The 21,427-nt window shown below is 67.1% G+C and carries 19 protein-coding genes and 1 pseudogene; 7 read left to right on the top strand and 13 right to left on the bottom strand.

From position 1 onward, the window contains the following. Positions 1-68: 68 nt before the first annotated feature. The 11 genes and pseudogenes from OC159_RS11905 to OC159_RS11860 all read right to left on the bottom strand — a co-directional run bounded on the left by OC159_RS11905 (position 69) and on the right by OC159_RS11860 (position 13,480). Complete coding sequence (locus OC159_RS11905; RefSeq protein ID WP_265501386.1) at positions 69-2,015, bottom strand: Hint domain-containing protein; 1,947 nt, start codon at positions 2,013-2,015, stop codon at positions 69-71. 84 nt (positions 2,016-2,099) lie between these two features. Further along, positions 2,100-2,153, bottom strand: a pseudogene (locus tag OC159_RS20180) (hypothetical protein); the annotation flags it as partial. Positions 2,154-2,678: 525 nt separating this feature from the next. Further along, entirely contained in the window at positions 2,679-4,088 is a 1,410-nt protein-coding gene (gene murD / locus OC159_RS11900; protein ID WP_265501385.1) for a UDP-N-acetylmuramoyl-L-alanine--D-glutamate ligase, read from the bottom strand. Between the two features lie 74 nt (positions 4,089-4,162). Further along, positions 4,163-5,245, bottom strand: a complete 1,083-nt coding sequence (gene mraY / locus OC159_RS11895) for a phospho-N-acetylmuramoyl-pentapeptide-transferase (RefSeq protein WP_265501383.1) — start codon at positions 5,243-5,245, stop codon at positions 4,163-4,165. Between the two features lie 4 nt (positions 5,246-5,249). Then, a complete protein-coding gene (locus OC159_RS11890) occupies positions 5,250-6,620 on the bottom strand; it encodes a UDP-N-acetylmuramoyl-tripeptide--D-alanyl-D-alanine ligase (RefSeq protein ID WP_265501382.1) in 1,371 nt (456 codons plus the stop codon). Next, positions 6,617-8,116 carry a UDP-N-acetylmuramoyl-L-alanyl-D-glutamate--2,6-diaminopimelate ligase gene (locus OC159_RS11885; RefSeq protein WP_265501380.1) on the bottom strand — a complete coding sequence of 500 codons (1,500 nt, stop codon included), beginning with the start codon at positions 8,114-8,116 and terminating at the stop codon, positions 6,617-6,619. The genes OC159_RS11890 and OC159_RS11885 overlap by 4 nt, the downstream gene beginning before the upstream one ends. Further along, positions 8,113-9,942 carry a peptidoglycan D,D-transpeptidase FtsI family protein gene (locus tag OC159_RS11880; protein ID WP_265501378.1) on the bottom strand — a complete coding sequence of 610 codons (1,830 nt, stop codon included), beginning with the start codon at positions 9,940-9,942 and terminating at the stop codon, positions 8,113-8,115. The genes OC159_RS11885 and OC159_RS11880 overlap by 4 nt, the downstream gene beginning before the upstream one ends. Continuing rightward, positions 9,939-10,289, bottom strand: coding sequence for a cell division protein FtsL (ftsL, locus tag OC159_RS11875; protein ID WP_265501377.1), 351 nt, complete (start codon positions 10,287-10,289; stop codon positions 9,939-9,941). The genes OC159_RS11880 and ftsL overlap by 4 nt, the downstream gene beginning before the upstream one ends. Further along, complete coding sequence (gene rsmH, locus OC159_RS11870) at positions 10,289-11,257, bottom strand: 16S rRNA (cytosine(1402)-N(4))-methyltransferase RsmH (protein ID WP_265501375.1); 969 nt, start codon at positions 11,255-11,257, stop codon at positions 10,289-10,291. The genes ftsL and rsmH overlap by 1 nt, the downstream gene beginning before the upstream one ends. A gap of 3 nt (positions 11,258-11,260) precedes the next feature. Continuing rightward, positions 11,261-11,773, bottom strand: coding sequence for a division/cell wall cluster transcriptional repressor MraZ (locus OC159_RS11865; RefSeq protein ID WP_265501374.1), 513 nt, complete (start codon positions 11,771-11,773; stop codon positions 11,261-11,263). 621 nt (positions 11,774-12,394) lie between these two features. Beyond that, positions 12,395-13,480, bottom strand: a complete 1,086-nt coding sequence (locus OC159_RS11860; RefSeq protein WP_265501373.1) for an Mrp/NBP35 family ATP-binding protein — start codon at positions 13,478-13,480, stop codon at positions 12,395-12,397. 333 nt (positions 13,481-13,813) lie between these two features. Between OC159_RS11860 and OC159_RS11855 the strand changes: the two genes are divergently transcribed. The 7 genes from OC159_RS11855 (at position 13,814) to OC159_RS11825 (ending at position 19,960) form a co-directional block, all read left to right on the top strand. Beyond that, entirely contained in the window at positions 13,814-14,041 is a 228-nt protein-coding gene (locus tag OC159_RS11855; RefSeq protein WP_265501372.1) for a DUF1127 domain-containing protein, read from the top strand. Between the two features lie 623 nt (positions 14,042-14,664). Beyond that, positions 14,665-14,877: a hypervirulence associated TUDOR domain-containing protein gene (locus tag OC159_RS11850; RefSeq protein WP_265501370.1), complete on the top strand. Its 213-nt coding sequence runs from the start codon at positions 14,665-14,667 to the stop codon at positions 14,875-14,877. A gap of 39 nt (positions 14,878-14,916) precedes the next feature. After that, the gene (locus OC159_RS11845; protein ID WP_265501369.1) at positions 14,917-15,696 is read left to right on the top strand and encodes a 23S rRNA (adenine(2030)-N(6))-methyltransferase RlmJ; all 780 of its coding nucleotides are present in this window, start codon (positions 14,917-14,919) and stop codon (positions 15,694-15,696) included. 58 nt (positions 15,697-15,754) lie between these two features. Next, complete coding sequence (locus tag OC159_RS11840; RefSeq protein ID WP_265501368.1) at positions 15,755-16,048, top strand: FtsB family cell division protein; 294 nt, start codon at positions 15,755-15,757, stop codon at positions 16,046-16,048. A gap of 106 nt (positions 16,049-16,154) precedes the next feature. Continuing rightward, positions 16,155-17,189, top strand: a complete 1,035-nt coding sequence (gene pdhA, locus OC159_RS11835; protein WP_265501367.1) for a pyruvate dehydrogenase (acetyl-transferring) E1 component subunit alpha — start codon at positions 16,155-16,157, stop codon at positions 17,187-17,189. Between the two features lie 14 nt (positions 17,190-17,203). Further along, positions 17,204-18,589 carry a pyruvate dehydrogenase complex E1 component subunit beta gene (locus OC159_RS11830; protein ID WP_265501366.1) on the top strand — a complete coding sequence of 462 codons (1,386 nt, stop codon included), beginning with the start codon at positions 17,204-17,206 and terminating at the stop codon, positions 18,587-18,589. A gap of 12 nt (positions 18,590-18,601) precedes the next feature. Beyond that, positions 18,602-19,960 (top strand): pyruvate dehydrogenase complex dihydrolipoamide acetyltransferase, encoded by a 1,359-nt coding sequence (locus OC159_RS11825; protein ID WP_265501365.1) that lies wholly within the window; start codon positions 18,602-18,604, stop codon positions 19,958-19,960. Positions 19,961-20,044: 84 nt separating this feature from the next. On the opposite strand, the gene OC159_RS11820 is transcribed toward OC159_RS11825, so the two are convergent. Further along, complete coding sequence (locus OC159_RS11820; RefSeq protein ID WP_265501364.1) at positions 20,045-20,563, bottom strand: type 1 glutamine amidotransferase domain-containing protein; 519 nt, start codon at positions 20,561-20,563, stop codon at positions 20,045-20,047. Positions 20,564-20,623: 60 nt separating this feature from the next. Then, a complete protein-coding gene (locus OC159_RS11815) occupies positions 20,624-21,394 on the bottom strand; it encodes a division plane positioning ATPase MipZ (protein ID WP_265501362.1) in 771 nt (256 codons plus the stop codon). Positions 21,395-21,427 lie beyond the last annotated feature (33 nt).

Here is a 21,427-nt window from a genome sequence, read left to right as displayed (position 1 = left end):
CCGGTGTCTTCGCGTTCGAAGACAGGGCGGTGACGCTTTGCTGAAGCTTCGGTGACGGCCCCCATCCGTCAGGCGAACAACTCTATCCGGTTCTTCAGATGGCGGCCGACAAGGTTCCGTCCCGTCGTTCCGTTCAGAAGAACCCGCGCCGGTGCGGTCACGTCCAGCTGCGGCAGGATCTCGAAGATCTCGGCCAGGGCAGCGGGTGCGATGGCCTTCCGCGCCTCCGGACCCACATAAAGCGACTCGGTCGCCGCACCTTCCGCAAAGATCACCTGGTGACGGTCGAAGAGCAGGTGGAAATACTCGACCGCGGGCAGGTCGTCGGCCACCGCGATCCCGGGCATCCCCGTCAGGTGCTTTGCCGCGACCAGCGCCTGGTCCGCGCCCGCTACTCGCCTGACGATCCGCGAACCGACCACCATCCGGTGCTGCGGCGACACCACCAGGTCGCGCGAAGGCAGACCAAGACCCAGCGCCCCCTTCACGATCCTGATCGGCCGCAGGTTGGGCCGGGCGGCAAGCTCGGCCGCTTCGATCCGCCGAGAGCCGACCCATGCCAGCGGCTGCAACCCCTGGTCCGCCGTCATCACCAGGTCGCCCTTGCGCAGATCCTGGATGGGCTGCAGGCCTTTTCCCGTCTCGATCATCGTTCCCGCGGCAAAGCAGGTGACGCCGGTCGAGGCGGCGTCAAGAAGATCGGCCGACACGGCAGCGCCGTTGTTCTGGATGCGCAGGCCGCCCGCCTGGGACAGCACGCCGCTTGCCTGCTCGGCCCTCATCCAGGCTGAAGGGGTGTTGTACTGCTGCGTGGGGTTCGCCGCGTTCCAGGCCGCTAAGGTCGTCTCGTTGTAGAAGCCTGTCAGGTCGATGAAGTCATTCCGCGTGCTGTCAGGATCGCCTGCGGTGAAGTCCGTGATCAGGTCGGCACCGTCGACAACAAAGACGTCGGACCCGCTTCCGCCCGTCATCGTGTCCGCGCCGGCGCCGCCCGTCAGCGTATCCCTACCTGCGCCGCCCAGAAGCCTGTCGTCCCCGCCGCCCCCGTTCAGCCGGTCGTCGCCCTCGCCCGCGTCGATCGTTTCGGCGCCCAAGCCGCCATTGATCGTGTCGTTGCCACCGCCGGTGGTGAAGGTCGCGGTCCCGGTATTGCCGGTGGCGTTGATCGTGTCGGCACCATTGCCGGTGACGATCACCTCGATCTGCGAGAACGTCGCTGTATTGCCGCCACTTGCAATAGAGCCGCTTTCGTTCGCATAGGTCACGGTCGCGGGGCCGGTCAGCCCGCCTGCATCGATGGTATCGACATCGGACCCCGTCTCGCCACCGGTGATCGTGTCGGTGCCGAAGGTTCCGCCGAGAACGAAGCTGTCCCTGCCCTCGCCGCCCGACAGGCTGTCATTGCCATCGCCGCCCACCAGCGTATCGTTCCCGTCGCCGCCGATCAGGCTGTCGTTGCCAATCCCTCCGACGAGGCTGTCAGCGCCGATGCCGCCATCCAGCGTGTCGTTGCCCGCCCCGCCATCCAGCACGTCGTCGCCCGCCGCCCCCGCCGAAGGAGGTACGCCGATGGTGGAGTCGGTCGCGAGATTTCGCAGTGTCGTATTGGGCGTTGGACCGGAGATGGTGGCCCCGAGGTTGTTTGCCCCCTGATTTTCCCAGAAGCGGACTTCTATCGAATAGGTCCCGGGCGCCAGCGTGATGGTCGCCGAGCGGGTCGTCATCCCCTGGTGGAAGTCGTTGTTCAGATAGTCGAGGGTCCCGCCGTTCTGCGAGGTGTTCTTGAAGCTTAACGCGCTCCCGCTGGCGTCGCGGATGATGATCCGCGACCCATCATCGGAACTGGTGGCGAACCGGTACGTTCCGCCTGCCGAGATGTTCAGGCTCGACTGGTAGACGATGCCGAAGTCGTTCGGGTCGGCGTCGGGCGTGTTGCGTACCCAGTTCGCCAGGATGCCGACGTCGAAGTCGTTGACATAGCCGCTATCCAACAGTTGGCTGCCCGTTGCGGTCATGTCGATGCTGGGTGCCTGCTGGGCCCCTTCGGTGAAGTCGCGACTGTAGATCGAATAGGCCCACTGCCCCTGGACCGGCTGATCGCCCAGCAGTACGTCGTTGCCACCGCCGCCCGAGATCGTGTCGTTGCCGCCCCCCCCCGCTCAGCGTATCGGCGCTGGACGTTCCCGCAATCGTCTGCGCCCGGTCCGATGCCGGTGTCGCACTCGAGTTGATCGCCATAGTGACGAACTCCATGGAATTTGATGAAAGTTAGCCCAAACCCCGGCAACATATCGCCAGCTTGCCGCTTTGCAACGTCGGCGTGCAGCGGGTTTGTCGTGGTTCCGCATCTGCGGCAATATTGCCGCAAGCCATCGTTATGTCGGAACAAAAGGAGACGGAAACGTCTGTGGGTTGCCTGAACGACCAGCAGACTGCAACGTACCTGTGCCGCCTGTCAGAAGTAACATCGTGCCGCGCCTTCTCTGCGGAAAGCCAAGGCTGCGCATCGAGCTCCCACCTGAGAGATCCGCCTTGATATCATCGACCGCACCATCCAGCACGTTCTTGTTGTGCTGGATCGCCCGTTGCTGCCGGACCAGTGATGCGTCGCCTCGGGTGGCACGGCACCCCAGGCACCGGGCGCTTGGCCCGATTCGGGATCCTCCAGAGGGCGCGGATCAGCGGGACTTGGCGGCCAATGCCTGAACCAGCTGAACGAAGTGTTCGCCGCGCTTCTCGAAGTTCGGATACTGGTCGAAGCTTGCCGCGGCAGGAGCCAGCAGCACGGTGTCGCCCGGTTCGGCCTCGGCATGGGCATGCGCGACCGCATCCTCCATCGTCTCGGCGATCTCGTGCGGGGTCTGCCCGATCTCGAGCGCGAAGTCGCGTGCCGAATGGCCGATCAGATACGCCTTGGAGACATGGTCCAGATAGGGCGCCAAGGCCGCGATGCCGCCATCCTTGCCCAGCCCGCCGGCGATCCAGCGGATGCGGTCGAAGGCTTGCAAGGCCTTCGCCGCCGCATCCACGTTCGTCGCCTTCGAGTCGTTGACGTAGCGCACGCCCCCGATCTCGGCCACCGTCTGGCTGCGATGCGGCAGGCCGGCAAAGCTGTGGAACGCAGCCTCGATCTGGCGCGGCGCGAGGCCGATCGCGCGACAGGCGGCATAGGCCGCGCAGGCGTTCTGGTGGTTATGGGCGCCCGGCAGGCCCAGCATCTCTCGCAGGTCGATGGATGCGGCCTGCCGGCCCTTGCGGTATTCGGACAGAAATCCCTTGCGGGCGAAGACCGACCAGGCCGCGCGATCCAGCTTCTGACCGGCAGAGACCCGGATCACGCGGTCGTCCGACGGTCCCACCGCCAGTTGCCCTGCCAGAAACAGGCCCTCGACCTCATCGACCCCGATCACGGCGCGGTCGGGCCCGCCTTCAGCGAACAGCCGGCGCTTTGCGGCAAAATACCCGCCATGCCCCGCGTGGCGGTCCAAGTGGTCGGGGGACAGGTTGGTGAAGACCGCGACATCGGGCGTCAGCGCCCGCGCCAGGTCGGTTTGATAGCTGGACAGCTCCAGCACCACGACCTCGCCATCGATGCCGGGGTCCAGCGACAGGACGCCAGTGCCGATGTTGCCGCCCATCTGCGTGGGCCGGTCACAGACCGTCAGCACGTGGTGGATCAGGGCGGTCGTGGTCGACTTGCCGTTCGACCCGGTGACGGCGATGACCCGCGGCGGGCGGTCGAAGCCCTGCCAGTCGTCGGTGGCGTAGCTGCGGAAGAAGAGGCCGACGTCGTTGTCGACCGGGATGCCCAGTTCGTAGGCCTTGGCGATGATGGGATGCGGGCGGGGATAAAGATGCGGGATGCCCGGGCTGACGACCAGCAGGCTGACGCCCTGCCAGGCCGCGTCGCGCGTCAGGTCGAGGATCTGCAGCCCGTCCGCCCCGGCCGCCTCGCGCGTGTCGACGCCGTCGTCCCAGGCCACGACCCGTGCCCCGCCGGCGGCGAGGGCGGCCGCCGTGGCCTTGCCCGACCGGCCGAGGCCCAGGACCGCGACGGTTTGATCTTCAACGCCCTGGACAGGGATCATTCATGGCTCCTCTCGTCACCGACCGGGGGCTGCCCGCTTCCGCCCCCAAGGATATTCCGCAAGCAGGGCAGGCGCTAGCGCAGTTTCAGGGTCGCCAGACCGATCAGCGCCAGGATCAGCGCGATGATCCAGAAGCGGATGACGATCTGCGCCTCGCCCCAGCCCTTCTTCTCGAAGTGGTGGTGGATCGGGGCCATCAGGAAGACGCGCTTGCCGGTCCGCTTGAAGTAGAGGACCTGGATGATGACGCTGAGCGCCTCGACCACGAAGAGGCCGCCGACGATGGCCAGCACGATCTCGTGCTTGGTGACGACGGCAATGGCGCCGAGCGCGCCGCCCAGGGCGAGGGACCCGGTGTCGCCCATGAAGACGGCCGCAGGCGGGGCGTTGTACCACAGGAAGCCCAGGCCGCCGCCGATCAGCGCGGCGACGAAGATCAGGATCTCACCGGTGCCGGGCACATGGTGGACGCCCAGGTACTCGGTGAAGTCGACACGGCCGACGGTGTAGGCAATCACGCCAAGCGTGCCGGCCGCGATCATCACCGGCATGATGGCCAGCCCGTCCAGCCCATCGGTCAGGTTCACCGCGTTCGCGGCACCGACGATGACCAGCATGGCAAAGGGCACGAACAGGATCCCGAGGTTGATCAGCGCATCCTTGAAGACCGGCAGCGCCAGCTGGTTCGTCAGCCCCGGGGGATGCAGCAGCGACGCCGCCAGCGCGGCCAGTCCCGCGATCAGCAGGCCCAGTAGCATCCGCACCCGGGAGCTGACGCCCTTGGTGTTCTGCTTGGACACCTTTGCATAGTCGTCGGCAAAGCCGATGCCCGCGAAGGCCGCCGTCACCAACAGCACGATCCAGACATAGCCGTTGTCCAGCCGCGCCCAGAGCAGCGTCGAGACCATCAGCGCCGACAGGATCAGCAGCCCGCCCATGGTCGGCGTGCCCGCCTTGGACAGGTGGCTCTGGGGGCCGTCGTCGCGGATCGGCTGGCCCTTCTTCTGCACCCGGCGCAGATATGTGATCAGTGGCCAGCCGAAGATGAAGCCGAAGAACAGCGCCGTGAAGAAGGCCGCCCCCGCGCGGAAGGTGATGTAGCGAAAGAGGTTGAAGAAGTCTCCGCCCTCGGACAGGTTGCTGAGCCAGTAGAGCATGGCATTATCCTTTTTCTTGGGCGGCACCGGCGCGCAGCGCCTGAACCACCAGGGAAATCCGCGAGGATTTCGATCCTTTCACCAGCACGACGTCGCCCGGGGCGACAAGCTGCTGCACCTGCCCTGCAAGATCGGCCGCCTGCTCGGCCCAGAGGCCCCGACGCGCTGGGGGCAGTGCGTCGTAGAGATGCCTCATGCGCGGGCCTGCCGCATGCACGAGGTCTACCTTGGCCATCGCCGGATCATCGGCGATGTCGCGGTGCATCCGGTCCTCGTCGGGGCCAAGCTCCAGCATGTCGCCCAGGATTGCGACGTGGCGTTGGCCCTCCAGCCCGACCAGCGTCGCCAGTCCCGCCGCCAGCGACGTCGGGTTCGCGTTGTAGGCGTCGTCGATCAGCCGGATGCCGGCCAGATCCTCGACCGCGCCGCGGCCCGCCGGGGGCTGCCAGGCCGACAGCGCCGCCGCCGCCTGCGCAAGGTCCGCACCCGCGGCCGCCAGGGCCGCAAGCACCCCCACTGCGTTCATGGCGAAGTGGCGCCCGGTCGTGGCCAACGTGAAGCCGACGCTATCGCCGGTGATCCTGGCCCGGCAGGCCAGCACGTCATCGGCGACATCCGTTCGCAGCGGCCGGGCCATCCCGTGCTCGCCGAAGCCGATGACCACCGCCCCTGCCCGGTCAGCGCAATCGCGCAGGATCTGCGTGACGGGCAGGTCCTCGGGGATGATGGCATGGCCGACCGGCTGCAGCCCTTCGAAAATGGCGCCCTTCTCGTGGGCGATCCCCTCCAGCGCGCCGAACGCCTCGAGATGCGCGGCGGCCACGGTGGTGATCATCGCCACATGCGGACGCGTCAGGCGCGAGAGGGGCGCGATCTCTCCGGGGTGGTTCATCCCGATCTCGATGATCGCGAAGTCGGTGTCGGCGGGCATGCGCGCCAGGGTCAGCGGCACGCCCCAGTGGTTGTTGTAGCTGGCCTCGGCCGCGTGGATGTTGCCCTGCCCGGCCAGCGCCGTGCGCGCCATGTCCTTGGTCGAGGTCTTGCCGACCGACCCGGTGATCGCAATCACGCGCGCCTGCGTCCGGGCGCGCCCGGCGCGGCCCAGATCCTCCAGCGCGCGCAGAACGTCGGGCACGATCAGCAGCGGCGCATCAGACGCCACACCCTCCGGGATGCGGCTGACCATTGCGGCTGCTGCGCCCTTCTCGAGCGCCTGCGCAACGAAGTCGTGACCGTCCCGCGCCGCGGCCAGCGCCACGAACAAGTCGCCCGGCTGGATGGTCCGCGTGTCGATGGACACGCCGTGGGCCTGCCAGTCGCCCTGCGCCCGGCCGCCCGTCGCTGCGGCGGCCTCCGCTGCCGTCCAGAGGGTCATATCCGCCCGTCCAGTGCCGCAACCGCGACCGAGGCCTGCTCGGCATCGTCGAAGGGATAGACGTCGTGGCCGACGATCTGGCCTGTCTCGTGGCCCTTGCCGCAGATCAGCAACGCGTCGCCCGGCTGCAGCGCATCGACGCCGCGCAGGATTGCTTCGGCCCGGTCGGGAACCTCGGTGGCCTCGGGTCCGGCACCTTCCATGACGGCGGCGCGGATCAGGGCCGGGTCCTCGGTCCGGGGGTTGTCGTCGGTGACGATCACCACGTCGGCATGTTCGCGCGCGGCCTGCCCCATCAGCGGGCGCTTGCCTCGGTCACGGTCGCCGCCCGCGCCGATGATGCAGACGATCCGGCCCATCACGTGCGGACGCAGCGACTGCAGCGCCGCGATGACCGCACCGGGCTTGTGGGCATAGTCGACGAAGACCGCGGCTCCGTTCTCGCGCTGCGCAGCCAGCTGCATGCGCCCACGCACCGTGGTCAGGCCGGGCAGCACGCGCAGGATGTCGTCCGCCGCATCGCCCGTCGCCAGGCACAGACCCACCGCCGCCAGCACGTTTTCCGCCTGGAAGCCGCCGATCAGCGGCAGCCGCGCCATGTGCGCCTGGCCCATCAGCGAAAAGCGCAGGTCCTGGCCCGTCGCGTCGTAGCGCTGCCCCAGGATGCGCAGCATCGCCGCGCCGTCCGTGCCGACCGTCGTCAGCGCCAGCCCGCGGTCCGTGGCGACGTCGGCCATGCGGCGCCCACGCTGGCTGTCGATGTTGATGACGGCCGCCGCGCCGTCCTCCAACACGCGGTTGAAGAGCAGCGCCTTGGCGGCAAAGTATTCGTCGAAGCCCGCGTGGTAGTCCAGGTGGTCCTGGCTGAAATTTGTGAAGGCCCCCGCCTCGACCCGAACACCATCCAGGCGCCGCTGGTCGAGGCCGTGGCTCGAGGCCTCCATGGCGGCATGGGTGACGCCCGCGGCCACCGCATCGGCCAGGACCGAGTGCAGCGTCAGCGGATCGGGCGTGGTATGGGCAAGCTTCGCGTGGTGATCGCCCTCGACTCCCATCGTGCCCAGACTTATCGTCTTGTGACCAAGCGCCTGCCAGATCTGGCGGGTAAAGCTGGCGACGCTGGTCTTGCCGCTGGTTCCGGTGACGGCCACGACATGGTCGGGCTGATCGCGGAACCACAGCGCGGCCGCGCCGGCCAGCGCCGCGCGCGGGTCCTCGACCACGACAAGCGCGCCATCCCATCCCCCCAGTTCGTCGGCGGCGATCTCGGCCCCCTCCCGGTCGGTCAGGATGGCTGCGGCCTGCATGCGCAGCGCGTACTGGATGAACTCTCCGCCGTGGACCGCCGAACCGGGCAGCGCCGCGAACAGGTGCCCCGGCTTGACGGTCCGGCTGTCGACGGACAGCCCGGTGATCGCGGGGTCCCGCCCGTCCCGTGCCCGCAGCCCCAGCTGCGACAGCCTCACATCGTCCTTGGTCACAGTCCCACCCGTCATTGATTTGCAACGAGCTTTATCTCAGCCGCTTCGCCGGGTTCAACACGCGGCGCGAACCGCGCGGCTATCGTCGGCAGGATTTCGTCGGTCGCGGGCTCCAGCCCCAGGAGCGGCGCGACGCGGCGGATCACCTCGGCCGCGACGGGAACGGCGGTATAGCCGGCGGCGCGGCTCTCCCCCGCGGCGGTTTCCACGGACGGTTCGTCCAGCGCGACGATCAGCACGTATTCGGGATCGCTGGCCGGAAAGACCGAGGCGAAGGTCGCGATGACCTTGTTCTTGTAGTACCCGCCCGACGCGCGCGGCTTGTCGGCGGTGCCGGTCTTGCCCGCAACCTCGTAGCCCTCGACATTCGCCTGGCGCGCGGTGCCCCGCGTCACCACCTGGCGCAGCATGTCGACCGCCATGGCCGCGGCGCGGGGTGACAGGACCTGTTCGCCCTCGGGGCGCTGGCGGCCGTGGACCAGCGTCGGCGTCACGCGCCTGCCGCCGTTGGCGATGGTCGCATAGGCCGCCGCAAGGTGCAGCGGGCTTGCCGCGAGGCCGTGGCCGAAGCTGACCGTGGCCGAGGTGACGGCGGGCCAGCGCGACGGAACCAGCGGCTGGCCGGTCGCGCCCTCGACCATCTCGATCGGTGTGGGCACGAACAGGCCCAGTTTTTCCAGGAAGTCCTTTTGCCGGTCCACCCCGATCATCTGCGCGATCCGCACCGTGCCGACGTTCGAGGACTTCACGATGACGTCGGTCGCGCTCAGCTCGTTTCCATAGTGGTGGAAGTCGTTGATCAGAAAGCGACCGATCCGCATCGGCGCCTGCGCGTTGATGCCGCTGGAGGGGTTGATCAGCCCCAGGTCCAGCGCCTGCGCGACCGGGAAGATCTTGAAGGTCGATCCCAGTTCGTACTGGCCCTGGACCGCGCGGTTGAAAAGCGGGCTGTCCGACGGCTCGCCCGTCAGCAGGGGGCGGGGGCGGTCGTTGGGATCGAAGTCCGGAAGGCTGGCCATCGCCAGCACCTCGCCCGTCTCGACCTCCATCAGGATGCCCGTCGCACCCTTCGCGTTCATGACGAGCATGCCCGAGGCCAGGACATCCTCCATCGCGTGCTGCAGCGTCAGGTCGATCGACAGCGACAGCGGCGCGCCTTCGTTGGCCGGATCGCGCAACCAGGCGTCGAAAGCCTTTTCCACGCCCGCCACGCCGATCACCTCGGCGCTGCTCACGCCCTCGTTGCCGAAGCCCGACCCGCCCAGGATGTGGCTGGCGATGTCGCCGTTGGGATAGATCCGCATCTCCCGCGGGCCAAACAGCAGTCCCGGCTCGCCCAGGTCATGGACGGCCTGCATCTGTTCGGGGCTGATCTTGCGCTTGATCCACATGAACTTGCGGCTGCCGGTGAAGTCCTTCGTCAGCCGCTCCTCGTCCAGGTCCGGGAATATCTGCGCCAGGCCCTGCGCGGCCGCCATCGGGTCGACCATCTGGTGCGGATGGGCATAGACGGAATGGGTCAGCAGGTTCGTCGCCAGCACCCGGCCCTGCCGGTCGGTGATGTCGGCGCGCTGCGACATGATCTGGGCCGACAGGACCTGCGTGCGTGGCTCGGCCGGCTCGCTCGACGCCAGCGCCCCCATCCGGACGCCCACTGTCCCGAAGGCCAGGATGAAGCAGCCGGCCATCACGATCAGGCGCCCCTCGGCCCGGCGGCGGGCGCGGTCCTGGATCTCCTCGTGGCGGCGGCGGCGGTTCTCGGCCTCGATGTCGTCGGGGTTCTCGCCTCGTTCGCGCGCACGAAGAATGCGGGCCAGTGGGCGCAAGGGCGTGCGGATCATGGCTGAGGCTCCGTGTTGTCAGGCAAGGTTGAGAGGTCGACGATGGGTTCGGGTTCGGGCGGCTTGGGATAGTCGACCTGGTCCAGGTCGATGAACTGGTCCGGCGCGACCGGCACCAGCTGCAGCCGGTCGAAGTTCAGGTCGACCAGCTGGCGCAGGCGCTCGGGGCGGTTGAGATAGGCCCATTCGGCCCGCAGGACGCCCAGCTCTTCGCGCAGCTCGGCGATCTCGCGCCGGACCTGTGCCATCTGGCCGATGGCCGCCTGCGTGGCGTAGTTTTCGCGATAGGCCCAGAAGGCCAGGCCCATCACCACCAGAACGCAGGCCAGATAGGTCAGTGACCGCATCAGGACACCCCCTTGGCCGGAAGGCTGGGCATGGCCAGCGACCTTGCGTCGACCTGCCCCGCCGGAGCGTCAGTCCGGATCGCGACGCGCAGCAGCGCCGACCGGGCGCGCGGATTGTCCTGCAGCTCTTCGGGATCGGGGCCGATGCCGCGCCGATGGGGCTGGCGGAAGGCCGGCTGCACCGCCTCCTGCACGGGGGCGTAGCGGTTGCCGCCGCCGCCGGCATCCGACCGGGCCTGCATGAAGCGCTTGACGATCCGGTCCTCGAGCGAGTGGAAGCTGACGACCGCCAGCTGGCCGCCGGGCTTCAGCGCCCGTTCGGCGGCAGAGAGCCCCGCGACAAGCTGACCGAACTCGTCGTTGACCCAGATGCGGATCGCCTGGAAGCTGCGGGTGGCGGGATGGCTCTGGCCCGGCTTGGGGCGCGGCAGGCAGCCGGCAACGATCTCGGCCAGCTCGGCCGTGCGGGTCAGCGGTCGCGCCGCGACGATGGCCTTCGCGATGCGACGAGAGGCGCGTTCTTCGCCATAATGGTAAAGCACATCGGCGATGGCGGCTTCATCCGCGGTGTTCAGCAGGTCGGCGGCCGAGGGGATGTCGCCCCCCATCCGCATGTCCAGCGGCCCGTCGCGCAGGAAGGAAAAGCCGCGATCCGCCTGGTCCAGCTGCATCGAGCTGACGCCCAGGTCTAGCACCACCCCGTCGACAGGTTGCCCGGCCAGGCGGTCCAGGTCCGAAAACGTGCCCTCGACCAGGTGCAGGCGGTCGCCATATTGGGCGCGCCAGGTTTCGGCCATGCGGAAGACCGACGGGTCGCGGTCGATGCCGATGACTCGGTCCGCCCCGGCCTCCAGCAGGCCGCGGGCATAGCCGCCGGCCCCGAATGTGCCGTCGACCCAGGTGCCGCCGACGGGCGCCACAGCGCGCAGCAGCGGCCGCAGCAGGACGGGGATATGGGGCACCGACATCGCCTACCCCTCGTTCGTCTGCTGCAGGAAGACGCGCGGGTCGAATTCCGGACCATAGCCAGAGGCGAAGTCCTCAAGCGCCTCGACGTCCTTGGGACGCGAGTCCGGGTGATAAACCTGAACATAGTCACCGCGCGATTCGAAGATCGTCTCGGCACCGTCGGACAGGTTCAGCTTGTCGCGCAACCTGGCGGGCAGGACCAGGCGTCCCTCACGGTCGATCTCCAGCTCGACCGACTGGCCGTTCATCAGAAGCTCCAGCCAGCGGCGCTGCTGGCTGCCGCGCGGAAGCTGATCGATCTGCTCGTCGATCTGCTCCATCGCCTCGATGCTGTAGAGTTCGAGCCAGTTCCACCAGTCGGGGCCATAGACGGCGACGATCTGCGTGCGGGCCGTGGCCGAGCTTGCGAAGGACGGGTCGCCGGCGTCGAAAACGCGACGAAGGCGGGCCGGGATCGACATGCGACCCTTGCCATCCACCTTGACGGTTTCGGTGCCTCTGAACTTCCGCGCCACCTTGCGCCCGCCCTCACTGTCCTGCTCTTTCGACCAGCCGAAAGAGAAAGGGCGGATCGGGCCGCTGCCACTGCCCGATCCGCCGCCCTCGTTCCCGATTACCCGGGCCCCTTTGCGGGGTTGGTTGCCGACCCGTCACGCGCCACCTGGGGGAGGTGCTGCTCGCGCATGCGGGTCGGCTATGTTGGAAAACGGATGCCTGTATGAAGTCTGCTTCGCCTTCGTTGGGGTCTTGGCGCCCCGTTTTGCTGCCCGTTTTCGTGATCTGGTTTTGACACGGGAATTCACGGGAAGCAACGGTCTTCTTCGCCGCCAACAGAAGTGAAATATGCGTCTCGACCGTAGATTTTGGTTGCGAATCGCCCAAACACGCCATTCAACCACCAATTGTGGTGCAGTTGCTGTAAAGTCACACCAGATTTAGAAGATGTTGCGCAGGTAGCTTTTTGCGCCACCTGCGGCGAGATCGCCACACATCCCGCCGATGCAAGCAGGGAAGGCAGTGACTTTAACATTAAATGCGGAAGATGCTCACGTATTCTCACGGATCCGTGAGCTGGTTCCGATGGCGTTCCCGCGCTTTCCCAGATGTCCCGGAAAATCCCGTGGTCCGGCAGGTGGTCAGGCGATGCCGCCCTTGACCAGACGGTCCGCCAGGCTTGCATAGGCCGCCGCGACCGCACTGTCGCCCAGGGCGGCAGGACGGCCCGAATCGCCGGCCAGGCGAACCTCGAGCTGCAGCGGCAGCGCACCGAGGAAGGGCAGGCCCAAGGCATCGGCCTCGGCTGCGACACCGCCATGGCCGAACAGGTGCGCCTCGTGGCCGCAATTGGGACAGATATAGGTGGACATGTTCTCGACCAGCCCCAGGACCGGGGTTTTCAGCTTGTTGAACATGTCAATCGCCCGGCGCGCATCCAGAAGCGCCACGTCCTGCGGTGTGGACACGATGATCGCCCCGGTGACCGGCGCCTTTTGGCACAGGCTCAGCTGCACGTCGCCGGTGCCGGGCGGCAGGTCGATCAGCAGCACGTCCAGCTCGCCCCAGTTCACCTGCTGCAGAAGCTGCTGGAGCGCACCCATCAGCATCGGGCCGCGCCAGACCAGCGCCTCGCCCTCCTTCAGCATCAGGCCGATGGACATGACGGTGACGCCATGCGCGTGCATCGGTTCGATCCGCTGGCCGTCGGGGCTGGCGGGACGGCCCGACACGCCCATCATTCGCGGCTGCGACGGGCCATAGATGTCGGCGTCCAGCAACCCGACCCGGCGTCCCGCCCGCGCCAGCGCCACCGCCAGGTTCGAGGTCACAGTCGACTTGCCGACCCCCCCCTTGCCCGATCCGATGGCGACGATGCTGCGCACGCCCGGGATCGCCTGGGGACCGGCCTGGGGCTTGGGATGTCCGCCCACCTTCAGCGACGGCGCAGCACCCGACACGGCCTTGGGCGGCTCCGGACGCGCGGGGGCGGTCATGACGATCTGGACCTTGCCGACTTCCGGCAGCCGCTCCAGCCGCGCACGTGCCTCGGCCTCCACGGGCTGCATGGCGCGCGCGGTGGCGGCGTTCTCGACCTCGATGACGAATCGCACGGTGTCGCCGTCTACCATCACGGCGCGAACAAGGTCCGCCTCTCCCAAGGTTCCGCCCTGCGGCAGGGCAATGCCGGAGATTGCCGTAAGAATCGTTTCGCGGGTGACGGGCATGTTAGCGACCTCTGTCTTGTGTGCCCGGCAGCATGAAGCATAGATGTGCGGGTCTCAACACCCCCTGCGACATTGCGTACCGCGCGAACGTAACCACCCGAAGATACGCGGCTTTTCGCAGCCGCAGCGTGATCGCTAACGGATGTATCGTGTCAATTTTGTGACGTATTTTCAGCACACAAGCACGTGAAAGGTCAGCCTTACCCATGCATTTGCTGCATGGCAGCATTCCGAAACCGTCCGTTGTGCATCCGCGGCGTTGGGGCCATCTTGGGTTCAACGAAGCGCCGGGCCAATCCGGGAACGGCGAAGACGAGACGAAAGGATAGAACGATGGCTGTTATCGCACATGCACAGAACGCCGCCGCCGACTCCGGCCTGCGTGGCCGCCTGCTGACCGCGATCCACCGCGTTCAGGAAAACCGGGCCCGCCGGGCCGTGTACCGCCAGACCGTGCGTGAACTGAACGCCCTGACGACCCGCGACCTGGACGATCTGGGCATCAACCGCTCGATGATCACCCGGCTGGCCCACGAAGCGGCGTGGGGTTCGGCACAGTAAGAATTCCCATTCCCGGCCCTCTCCTCCTCCCTGGGTCCGGGAACGGCGACATCCTCCCCTCCTCCTCCCTGGAGGATGTCGCCCAAAGATACGCAGGAACCCACTCCTCCTCCCAGGGTTTCGTGCGGACCGCGGCGGCTCCGATCCTCCTCCCCAGGGGCCGCCGCATGTAACATAGCCGCCCCATCTGCGGCACCCGAATGCGCCGGACCCTCTCCTCCTCCCTCCCCGGGTCCGCGCAAGCGGTGAAAGCCCTCCTCCTCCCTGGCTGACACCGCACCCCATACGCGGCCCCTCCTCCTCCCTGGGCCAGCGTTGCGCGGCGACCCCCTCCTCCTCCCTGGGGTCGCCGCATCACATAGCCGCCCCGTTTGCGGCAAAGCGATGCGCCGGGTCCCTCCTCCTCCCTCCCGGATCTGGCGTTCGCGGTGGTGGCCCTCCTCCTCCCTGGCCGGCACCGCACCCCATGCGCGGCCCCTCCTCCTCCCTGGGCCAGCGTTCAGCGGCGGCACCCCTCCTCCTCCCTGGGTGCCGCCGCGTTTCGTTTCAGCACCCGGAACCCGATCGCGTCCTGCGCATTTTCCTGCGACCATCGCAGCAGGGGACGCAGCAGGGGACGCAGCATGTTTCGCAAGGGAACCAAGGTCGAGTGGAACTGGTCGGGCAGCACCGCCACCGGCAAGATCACCGAGGTCTTCACCGACGACGTCGAACGCACGATCAAGGGCAGCAAGATCAAGCGCAAGGCCAGCAAGGACGAGCCGGCCTACATGATCGAACAGGACGACGGCGACCGCGTCCTGAAGAGCAGGTCCGAACTGAAACGCGTCGACTGACCGCTTCCCCCGCCCGCCCCGCCGCGATAAGGCTGTCCGATGCTCAGCTATCAACATGCCTATCACGCCGGGAATCTGGCCGACCTGCACAAGCACGCACTTCTGGCGTCGGCGCTGGATTACCTGACGCGCAAGGACAAGCCATTGTCCTATATCGAGACGCATGCGGGCCGCGGACTTTACGACCTGCAAAGCGAGCAGTCTCGCAAGACCGGAGAGGCCGCGACAGGCTTTGCCCGCGCCGAGGCCGAAGGATGGCTGCCCCGCGACCATCCGCTTCTGCGCGCGGTGGCGAATGTCCGGGCGGTTCACGGACCGCGGTCCTATCCCGGCTCTCCGCTGATCGCGGCGCAGTTCCTGCGCTTCGAGGACCGCACCCACCTGGCAGAGCTTCACCCCGCCGAATACGAGGCGCTGCGGCAGGTCGCGGGCTTTGCCACGCTTCATGCGCGCGACGGCTTTCAGGTGGCGCAGGCCGTCTGCCCTCCGACACCCCGCCGCGGACTGATGCTGATCGATCCCAGCTTCGAGGTGAAGGACGACTATGCCGCGATCCCACGCCAGATCGCGCTGATCGCCCGCAAGTGGAACGTCGGCGCGATCGCGCTGTGGTATCCGATCCTGACCGACCATCGCCACATGGCCATGACCGCGACGCTGGCCATCCAGTTCCCCGACGCCCTGCTGTCAGAGGTCCGCTTCCCGCCGGCGCGCCAAGGGCATGGGATGCTTGGGTCGGGAATGTGGGTGCTGAACCCGCCCTGGGGTCTTGCGGACGAGGCGAAGCGGATCGAGGCGATCTTCCGCGACCGCGCCTGAGGGGGATTCCCCGCCGGCACGGGCTGTGGCATGATCCGTCCACAAGAAGGAATCCCCGATGCCCCAACGCCTGTCGATCGGCGCCACCGTCTTTCTGGTCCTGACCGCCGCGCTGGGGCTCTATTTCGCCTTCGCCGCCGTGCAGGGACCGTCGGGCATCCTGCGCCGCATCCAGATCGACGCCGAGACGGCCGAGTTGCGCATCGCCCGGGACGACTTGCGCGACGATGTTTCCCGCATGCAGAACCTGACGCACCGCATGTCCGACGACTACCTCGACATCGACCTTCTGGACGAGCGCGCGAGGGAGGTCCTGGGCGTCGTCCGCGCCGATGAAATCATCCTGAAATAGCGCCCGCCGACCCGGCATCCGGTGGCATTGCACGGCTGGCGGCGATGCGCTACGAATTAGTTTAACGCTGAACTATCCCGACCACCCTGCCAAGAGGACATGCCGCATGGCCAGGAAACCCAGCCCCCAGATGGAGGCACCTTCGAACATCTCGAAGGACGAGTTGCTGAAATACTATCGCGACATGCTGCTGATCCGGCGATTCGAGGAAAAGGCCGGCCAGCTGTACGGCATGGGCCTGATCGGCGGTTTCTGCCACCTCTACATCGGCCAGGAAGCGGTTGTCGTGGGGCTGGAAGCCTGCGCCAAGGATGGCGACAAGCGGATCACCTCCTATCGCGACCATGGCCACATGCTGGCCTGCGGCATGGAGGCCCGCGGCGTCATGGCCGAGCTGACCGGCCGCGAGGGCGGCTACTCCCGCGGCAAGGGCGGCAGCATGCACATGTTCAGCCGCGAAAAGCATTTCTACGGCGGCCACGGAATCGTCGCCGCGCAGGTGCCGCTTGGCGCCGGCCTCGCCTTCGCCGACAAGTACCTGGGCAATGATAACGTCACCTTCACCTATTTCGGCGACGGCGCGGCCAACCAGGGCCAGGTCTACGAGACCTACAACATGGCCGAGCTGTGGGACCTTCCGGTCGTCTTCGTGATCGAGAACAACCAGTATGCCATGGGCACCTCGGTCAAGCGGTCGACGAAATCGACGACCTTCTTCGGTCGCGGCGAGGCCTTCGGCATCCCCGGCGAACAGGTGGACGGCATGGACGTCCTGGCCGTGAAGGCCGCCGGCGAAAAGGCCGTCGCGCACTGCCGCGCCGGCAAGGGCCCCTATATCCTTGAAATCATGACCTACCGTTATCGCGGGCACTCGATGTCCGACCCGGCCAAGTATCGGACGCGCGAGGAAGTGCAGAAGATGCGCGACGAGCGTGACCCGATCGAGAACGTGCGCGAACTGCTGCTGCAGGGCAGCCACGCCTCCGAGGAAGAGCTGAAGGCGCTCGACAAGGAAATCAAGGACATCGTCAACGACTCCGCCGAGTTCGCCAAGGAAAGCCCCGAGCCCGCGCTGGATCAGCTGTGGACCGACATCTATGCCGACGAGCTGCCGCAGGGCAGCGCCGAAGAGAACGCCTGAGGGGGTGACGTAACATGGCAACCGAAATCCTGATGCCCGCCCTGTCCCCCACGATGGAGGAAGGCACGCTCGCGAAATGGCTCAAGAAGGAGGGCGACGAGGTCAAGTCCGGCGACATCATCGCCGAGATCGAGACCGACAAGGCCACGATGGAGTTCGAGGCCGTCGACGAGGGCATCCTCGGCAAGATCCTGATCGCGGAAGGCACGCAGGGCGTCGCCGTCAACACGCCGATCGCCGTCCTCGTCGAGGAAGGCGAATCCGCCGACGACGTGCAGGCCGAGAAGGCCCCCGCGCAGGTCGCCTCGCCTTCGACCAAGGAAGGACCGGACGACAAGGGCCAGCCCGGCGAATCCGCCGTCGAGCAGGTCAGGACGCCCGAGCCCGACCGCAGCCCCGACTGGCCCGAGGGCACCAAGATGAAGACCATGACCGTGCGGGAAGCCCTGCGCGAGGCCATGGCCGAGGAAATGGAGCGCGACGAGACCGTGTTCCTGATGGGCGAAGAGGTGGGCGAATACCAGGGGGCCTACAAGATCAGCCAGGGCCTGCTGGACAAGTTCGGTCCCCGCCGCGTCGTGGACACGCCCATCAGCGAAATGGGCTTTGCCGGCATCGGCACCGGCGCCGCTCTTGCCGGCCTGCGCCCCATCGTCGAGTTCATGACCTTCAACTTTGCCATGCAGGGCATCGACCACATCATCAACTCGGCCGCCAAGACGCTTTACATGTCGGGCGGGCAGATGGGCTGCCCCATCGTCTTCCGCGGCCCGAACGGCGCTGCCGCCCGCGTGGGCGCACAGCACAGCCAGGATTACTCGGCCTGGTATTCGGCGATTCCCGGCCTCAAGGTCGTGATGCCCTATTCGGCGGCCGACGCGAAGGGCCTGATGAAGCAGGCGATCCGCGACCCGAACCCGGTGATCTTCCTTGAGAACGAGATCCTCTATGGCCGCTCTTTCGAGGTGCCGGATCTCGAGGACTTCACCATCCCCTTCGGCAAGGCCCGCATCGCGCGGTCCGGCAGCGACGTGACCATCGTCAGCTTCGGCATCGGCATGGCCCATGCGCTGGAGGCCGCCGACAAGCTGGCCGGCGAAGGCATCGAGGCCGAGGTCATCGACCTGCGCACCCTGCGCCCGCTGGACTATGACAGCATCTTGGCATCGGTGAAGAAGACCAACCGCCTTGTCACGGTCGAGGAAGGCTTCCCCGTCGGCTCGATCGGCAACCACATCTCGGCCTGGGTGATGGAGAACGCGTTCGACTATCTGGACGCGCCGGTCATCAACTGCACCGGCAAGGACGTGCCCATGCCCTATGCCGCGAACCTTGAAAAGCATGCGCTTATCACGCCTGACGAGGTCGTCGAGGCGGTGAAAAAAGTCACCTACAAGTAACGGAGCGACGCGATGCCCACGCAAATCCTGATGCCCGCGCTGTCGCCCACCATGGAGGACGGCACACTGGCCAAGTGGCTGGTGAAAGAGGGTGACGAGGTCAAGTCAGGCGACGTGATCGCCGAGATAGAGACCGACAAGGCCACGATGGAGTTCGAGGCCGTCGACGAAGGCCGCATCGGCAAGATCCTGGTCGCCGAAGGCAGCGCAGGCGTGAAGGTCAACACGCCCATCGCCGTGCTGCTGGAGGACGGCGAGGACGCGTCCGAAATCTCGGACGCCCCACCCGCCAGGACCGACAAGGAACCCGAGCCGGCCGAGAAGGGCTATGGCGGTCCCATCGACGCCCCCGTTGCCGGTGAAGACGGCAGCAAGGCGCCGGGTGGCGGCAAGCCCGCCCCTGCGGCGACATCCAAGGAAGGCGGCCGCATCTTCGCGTCGCCGCTGGCGCGGCGTATCGCCGCCGACAAGGGGCTGGACCTTGCCGACATCGTCGGATCGGGCCCGCGCGGTCGGATCGTGAAGGCGGACGTCGAGGTTGCGAAGCCCGGCGCCAAGCCGCAAGCCGGCGACAAGGCCGACACGTCCCCCGTGGCCGAACCCGTCGCCGCCAAGGAACCTGCCGCCGCGCAGGTGCCCAAGGGCCTGTCCACGGATGCCGTCAAGAAGATGTTCGCCGACCGCGAGACCGAGGAGGTGCAGCTGGACGGCATGCGCCGCACCATCGCGGCCCGCCTCGGCGAAGCCAAGCAGACCATCCCGCACTTCTACCTGCGCCGCTCGGCCAAGCTGGACGAGCTGATGGCGTTCCGCGCCACGCTGAACAAGCAGCTGGAAGGCAGGGGCGTCAAGCTGTCGGTCAACGACTTCGTTATCAAGGCATGCGCCCTGGCACTGCAGCAGGTGCCGGACGCGAACGCGGTCTGGGCCGGTGATCGGATCCTGAAGCTGAAGCCGTCCGATGTCGCGGTGGCCGTCGCGGTCGAAGGCGGCCTCTTCACCCCGGTCCTGAAGGACGCGCATCAGAAGACGCTGTCGACCCTGTCGGCCGAGATGAAGGACCTGGCCGGACGCGCCAAATCGAAGAAGCTCGCGCCGCACGAATACCAGGGCGGCAGCTTCGCGATCAGCAACCTGGGCATGTTCGGAATCGAGAACTTCGATGCGGTCATCAACCCGCCGCATGGCGCGATCCTGGCGGTCGGCGCCGGCATCCAGACCCCCGTGGTCGAGGATGGGCAGGTCGTCATCCGCAACGTGATGTCGATGACGCTGTCGGTCGATCACCGCGTGATCGACGGGGCGCTGGGTGCGCAGCTTCTGCAGGCCATCGTGGAGCACCTGGAAAACCCGATGGGCATGCTGGCCTGACCTGACGAAAAGGGCGGCGGACCTGTCAGGTTCCGCCGCCCCCTCAATGGCCCGCTGCCGCAGGACAGGAAAATCCCGCCCCGATCAGGCCACGGCCTTTTCGATGGCGGCCACGAAGTCGTCCAGGTCATCGGGGTTGCGGCTTGTGATCACGCCCCGATCCTCGACCACCGACTGATCGACCACCTCGGCGCCGGCGTTCTGAATGTCGCTGCGGATCGACTTGAAGCTGGTCATCCGGCGGCCCTGCACCAGCCCCGCCTCGACCAGCAGCCAGGGCGCGTGGCATATCGCGGCGACGGGCTTGCCGGCATCGGCGAACCCCTTGATCAGCGCGACGGCCTTGTCGTCCACCCGAAGATTGTCGGGGTTGATCACGCCGCCCGGCAGGACCAGCACATCGAACCCGTCCGGAGACTGGTCCGAAATCGCCAGATCGGCCTCGACCGTCTTGCCCCAGTCATCCTTGTCCCAAGCCCTGATCGTTCCCGCCTTGGGGGCGGCGATGTGGACGTCGTGGCCCGCTTCCTTGAGTTTCTCCAGCGGCGTGAACAGTTCGGACTGCTCGAACCCGTCGCTTGCCATGATCAGAATCCTGGCCATCCTGGTCTCCTTTCGCATTGCGATCGTCTGCCAATGCAAACTGCCGCGACGCGGTTCCTTTCAGAACGAGACCGTGACCCCCGGCAGGTTCAGTTCCGCGATCAGGTCGCGCAACTCTTGCCGGGCGGCGATGTGCGACATGCTCATCGTCTCGGTGCCGGCGTCCTTGAGGTCCAGAAGGGTCAGGCCGCGCGGGAACAGTTCGCGAAAGATCACGCGTTCGGAAAAGCCCGGCGCGACGCGGAACCCGATGCGGTTGGACAGGCTGGCCAGGGCGCCGCCGACCTTGCGCTTGTTGTGCATCTGCTGCGTGCCAAGGCGGTTTCGCAGCACCAGCCAGTCGATGGGACCGGCGCCGGCCTGGGCGCGCATCTGGCGCGCGCTCCACACCATCTCGGCATAGATGGACGGCCCCAGCACGTCTCCGTCAGGCGACAGGCGGGCCAGCAGGTCAAAGTCGACGAAGCTGTCGTTCAGCGGCGTGATCAGCGTGTCGGCCAGGGTGTGGGCCATCTGGCTCAGCTTGGTGTGCGATCCAGGACAGTCCAGCAGGATGAAGTCGCATTGCTGCTCCAACTGCTCCAGCGCCGGGGTCAGCGGGTCGGACCCGTCGCCCAGCCCGGCGATGGCCGGCATCGGCAGGTCGATCCCCGACCGCGCGCAAAAGGCGGCACGGTTTTCCAGATAGCGGCCGAAGCTGCGCTGCCGCACGTCGAGGTCGAGCCCCCCGACCCGGTGCCCCATCCGCGCCAGCGCGGTCGCGACATGCATCGTGGTGGTCGACTTGCCAGAGCCGCCCTTTTCGTTCCCGACCACGATGATATGCGCCACTGGCGGCCTCTTGTCCTGTCCCGTCGCGGAAAC

It is taken from the genome of Paracoccus beibuensis, assembly GCF_026162625.1.
In the GTDB taxonomy this organism is placed as follows: domain Bacteria; phylum Pseudomonadota; class Alphaproteobacteria; order Rhodobacterales; family Rhodobacteraceae; genus Paracoccus; species Paracoccus beibuensis.
Note: the sequence above shows the minus strand (reverse complement) of the source record. Positions and strands in the feature narration are given on the sequence as shown.

Coding starts and splice junctions, on each gene's coding strand:
- OC159_RS11840 (WP_265501368.1), top strand. CDS start 15,755: ATGCCCCAACGCCTGTCGATCGGCGCCACCGTCTTTCTGGTCCTGACC.
- ftsL (WP_265501377.1), bottom strand. CDS start 10,289: ATGCGGTCACTGACCTATCTGGCCTGCGTTCTGGTGGTGATGGGCCTG.
- OC159_RS11855 (WP_265501372.1), top strand. CDS start 13,814: ATGGCTGTTATCGCACATGCACAGAACGCCGCCGCCGACTCCGGCCTG.
- OC159_RS11850 (WP_265501370.1), top strand. CDS start 14,665: ATGTTTCGCAAGGGAACCAAGGTCGAGTGGAACTGGTCGGGCAGCACC.
- pdhA (WP_265501367.1), top strand. CDS start 16,155: ATGGCCAGGAAACCCAGCCCCCAGATGGAGGCACCTTCGAACATCTCG.
- OC159_RS11820 (WP_265501364.1), bottom strand. CDS start 20,563: ATGGCCAGGATTCTGATCATGGCAAGCGACGGGTTCGAGCAGTCCGAA.
- rsmH (WP_265501375.1), bottom strand. CDS start 11,257: ATGTCGGTGCCCCATATCCCCGTCCTGCTGCGGCCGCTGCTGCGCGCT.
- mraY (WP_265501383.1), bottom strand. CDS start 5,245: ATGCTCTACTGGCTCAGCAACCTGTCCGAGGGCGGAGACTTCTTCAAC.
- OC159_RS11860 (WP_265501373.1), bottom strand. CDS start 13,480: ATGCCCGTCACCCGCGAAACGATTCTTACGGCAATCTCCGGCATTGCC.
- OC159_RS11880 (WP_265501378.1), bottom strand. CDS start 9,942: ATGATCCGCACGCCCTTGCGCCCACTGGCCCGCATTCTTCGTGCGCGC.
- murD (WP_265501385.1), bottom strand. CDS start 4,088: ATGATCCCTGTCCAGGGCGTTGAAGATCAAACCGTCGCGGTCCTGGGC.
- OC159_RS11825 (WP_265501365.1), top strand. CDS start 18,602: ATGCCCACGCAAATCCTGATGCCCGCGCTGTCGCCCACCATGGAGGAC.
- OC159_RS11905 (WP_265501386.1), bottom strand. CDS start 2,015: ATGACCGCAACGGGCAGCCAACTGTTGGATAGCGGCTATGTCAACGAC.
- OC159_RS11890 (WP_265501382.1), bottom strand. CDS start 6,620: ATGACCCTCTGGACGGCAGCGGAGGCCGCCGCAGCGACGGGCGGCCGG.
- OC159_RS11885 (WP_265501380.1), bottom strand. CDS start 8,116: ATGACGGGTGGGACTGTGACCAAGGACGATGTGAGGCTGTCGCAGCTG.
- OC159_RS11845 (WP_265501369.1), top strand. CDS start 14,917: ATGCTCAGCTATCAACATGCCTATCACGCCGGGAATCTGGCCGACCTG.
- OC159_RS11830 (WP_265501366.1), top strand. CDS start 17,204: ATGGCAACCGAAATCCTGATGCCCGCCCTGTCCCCCACGATGGAGGAA.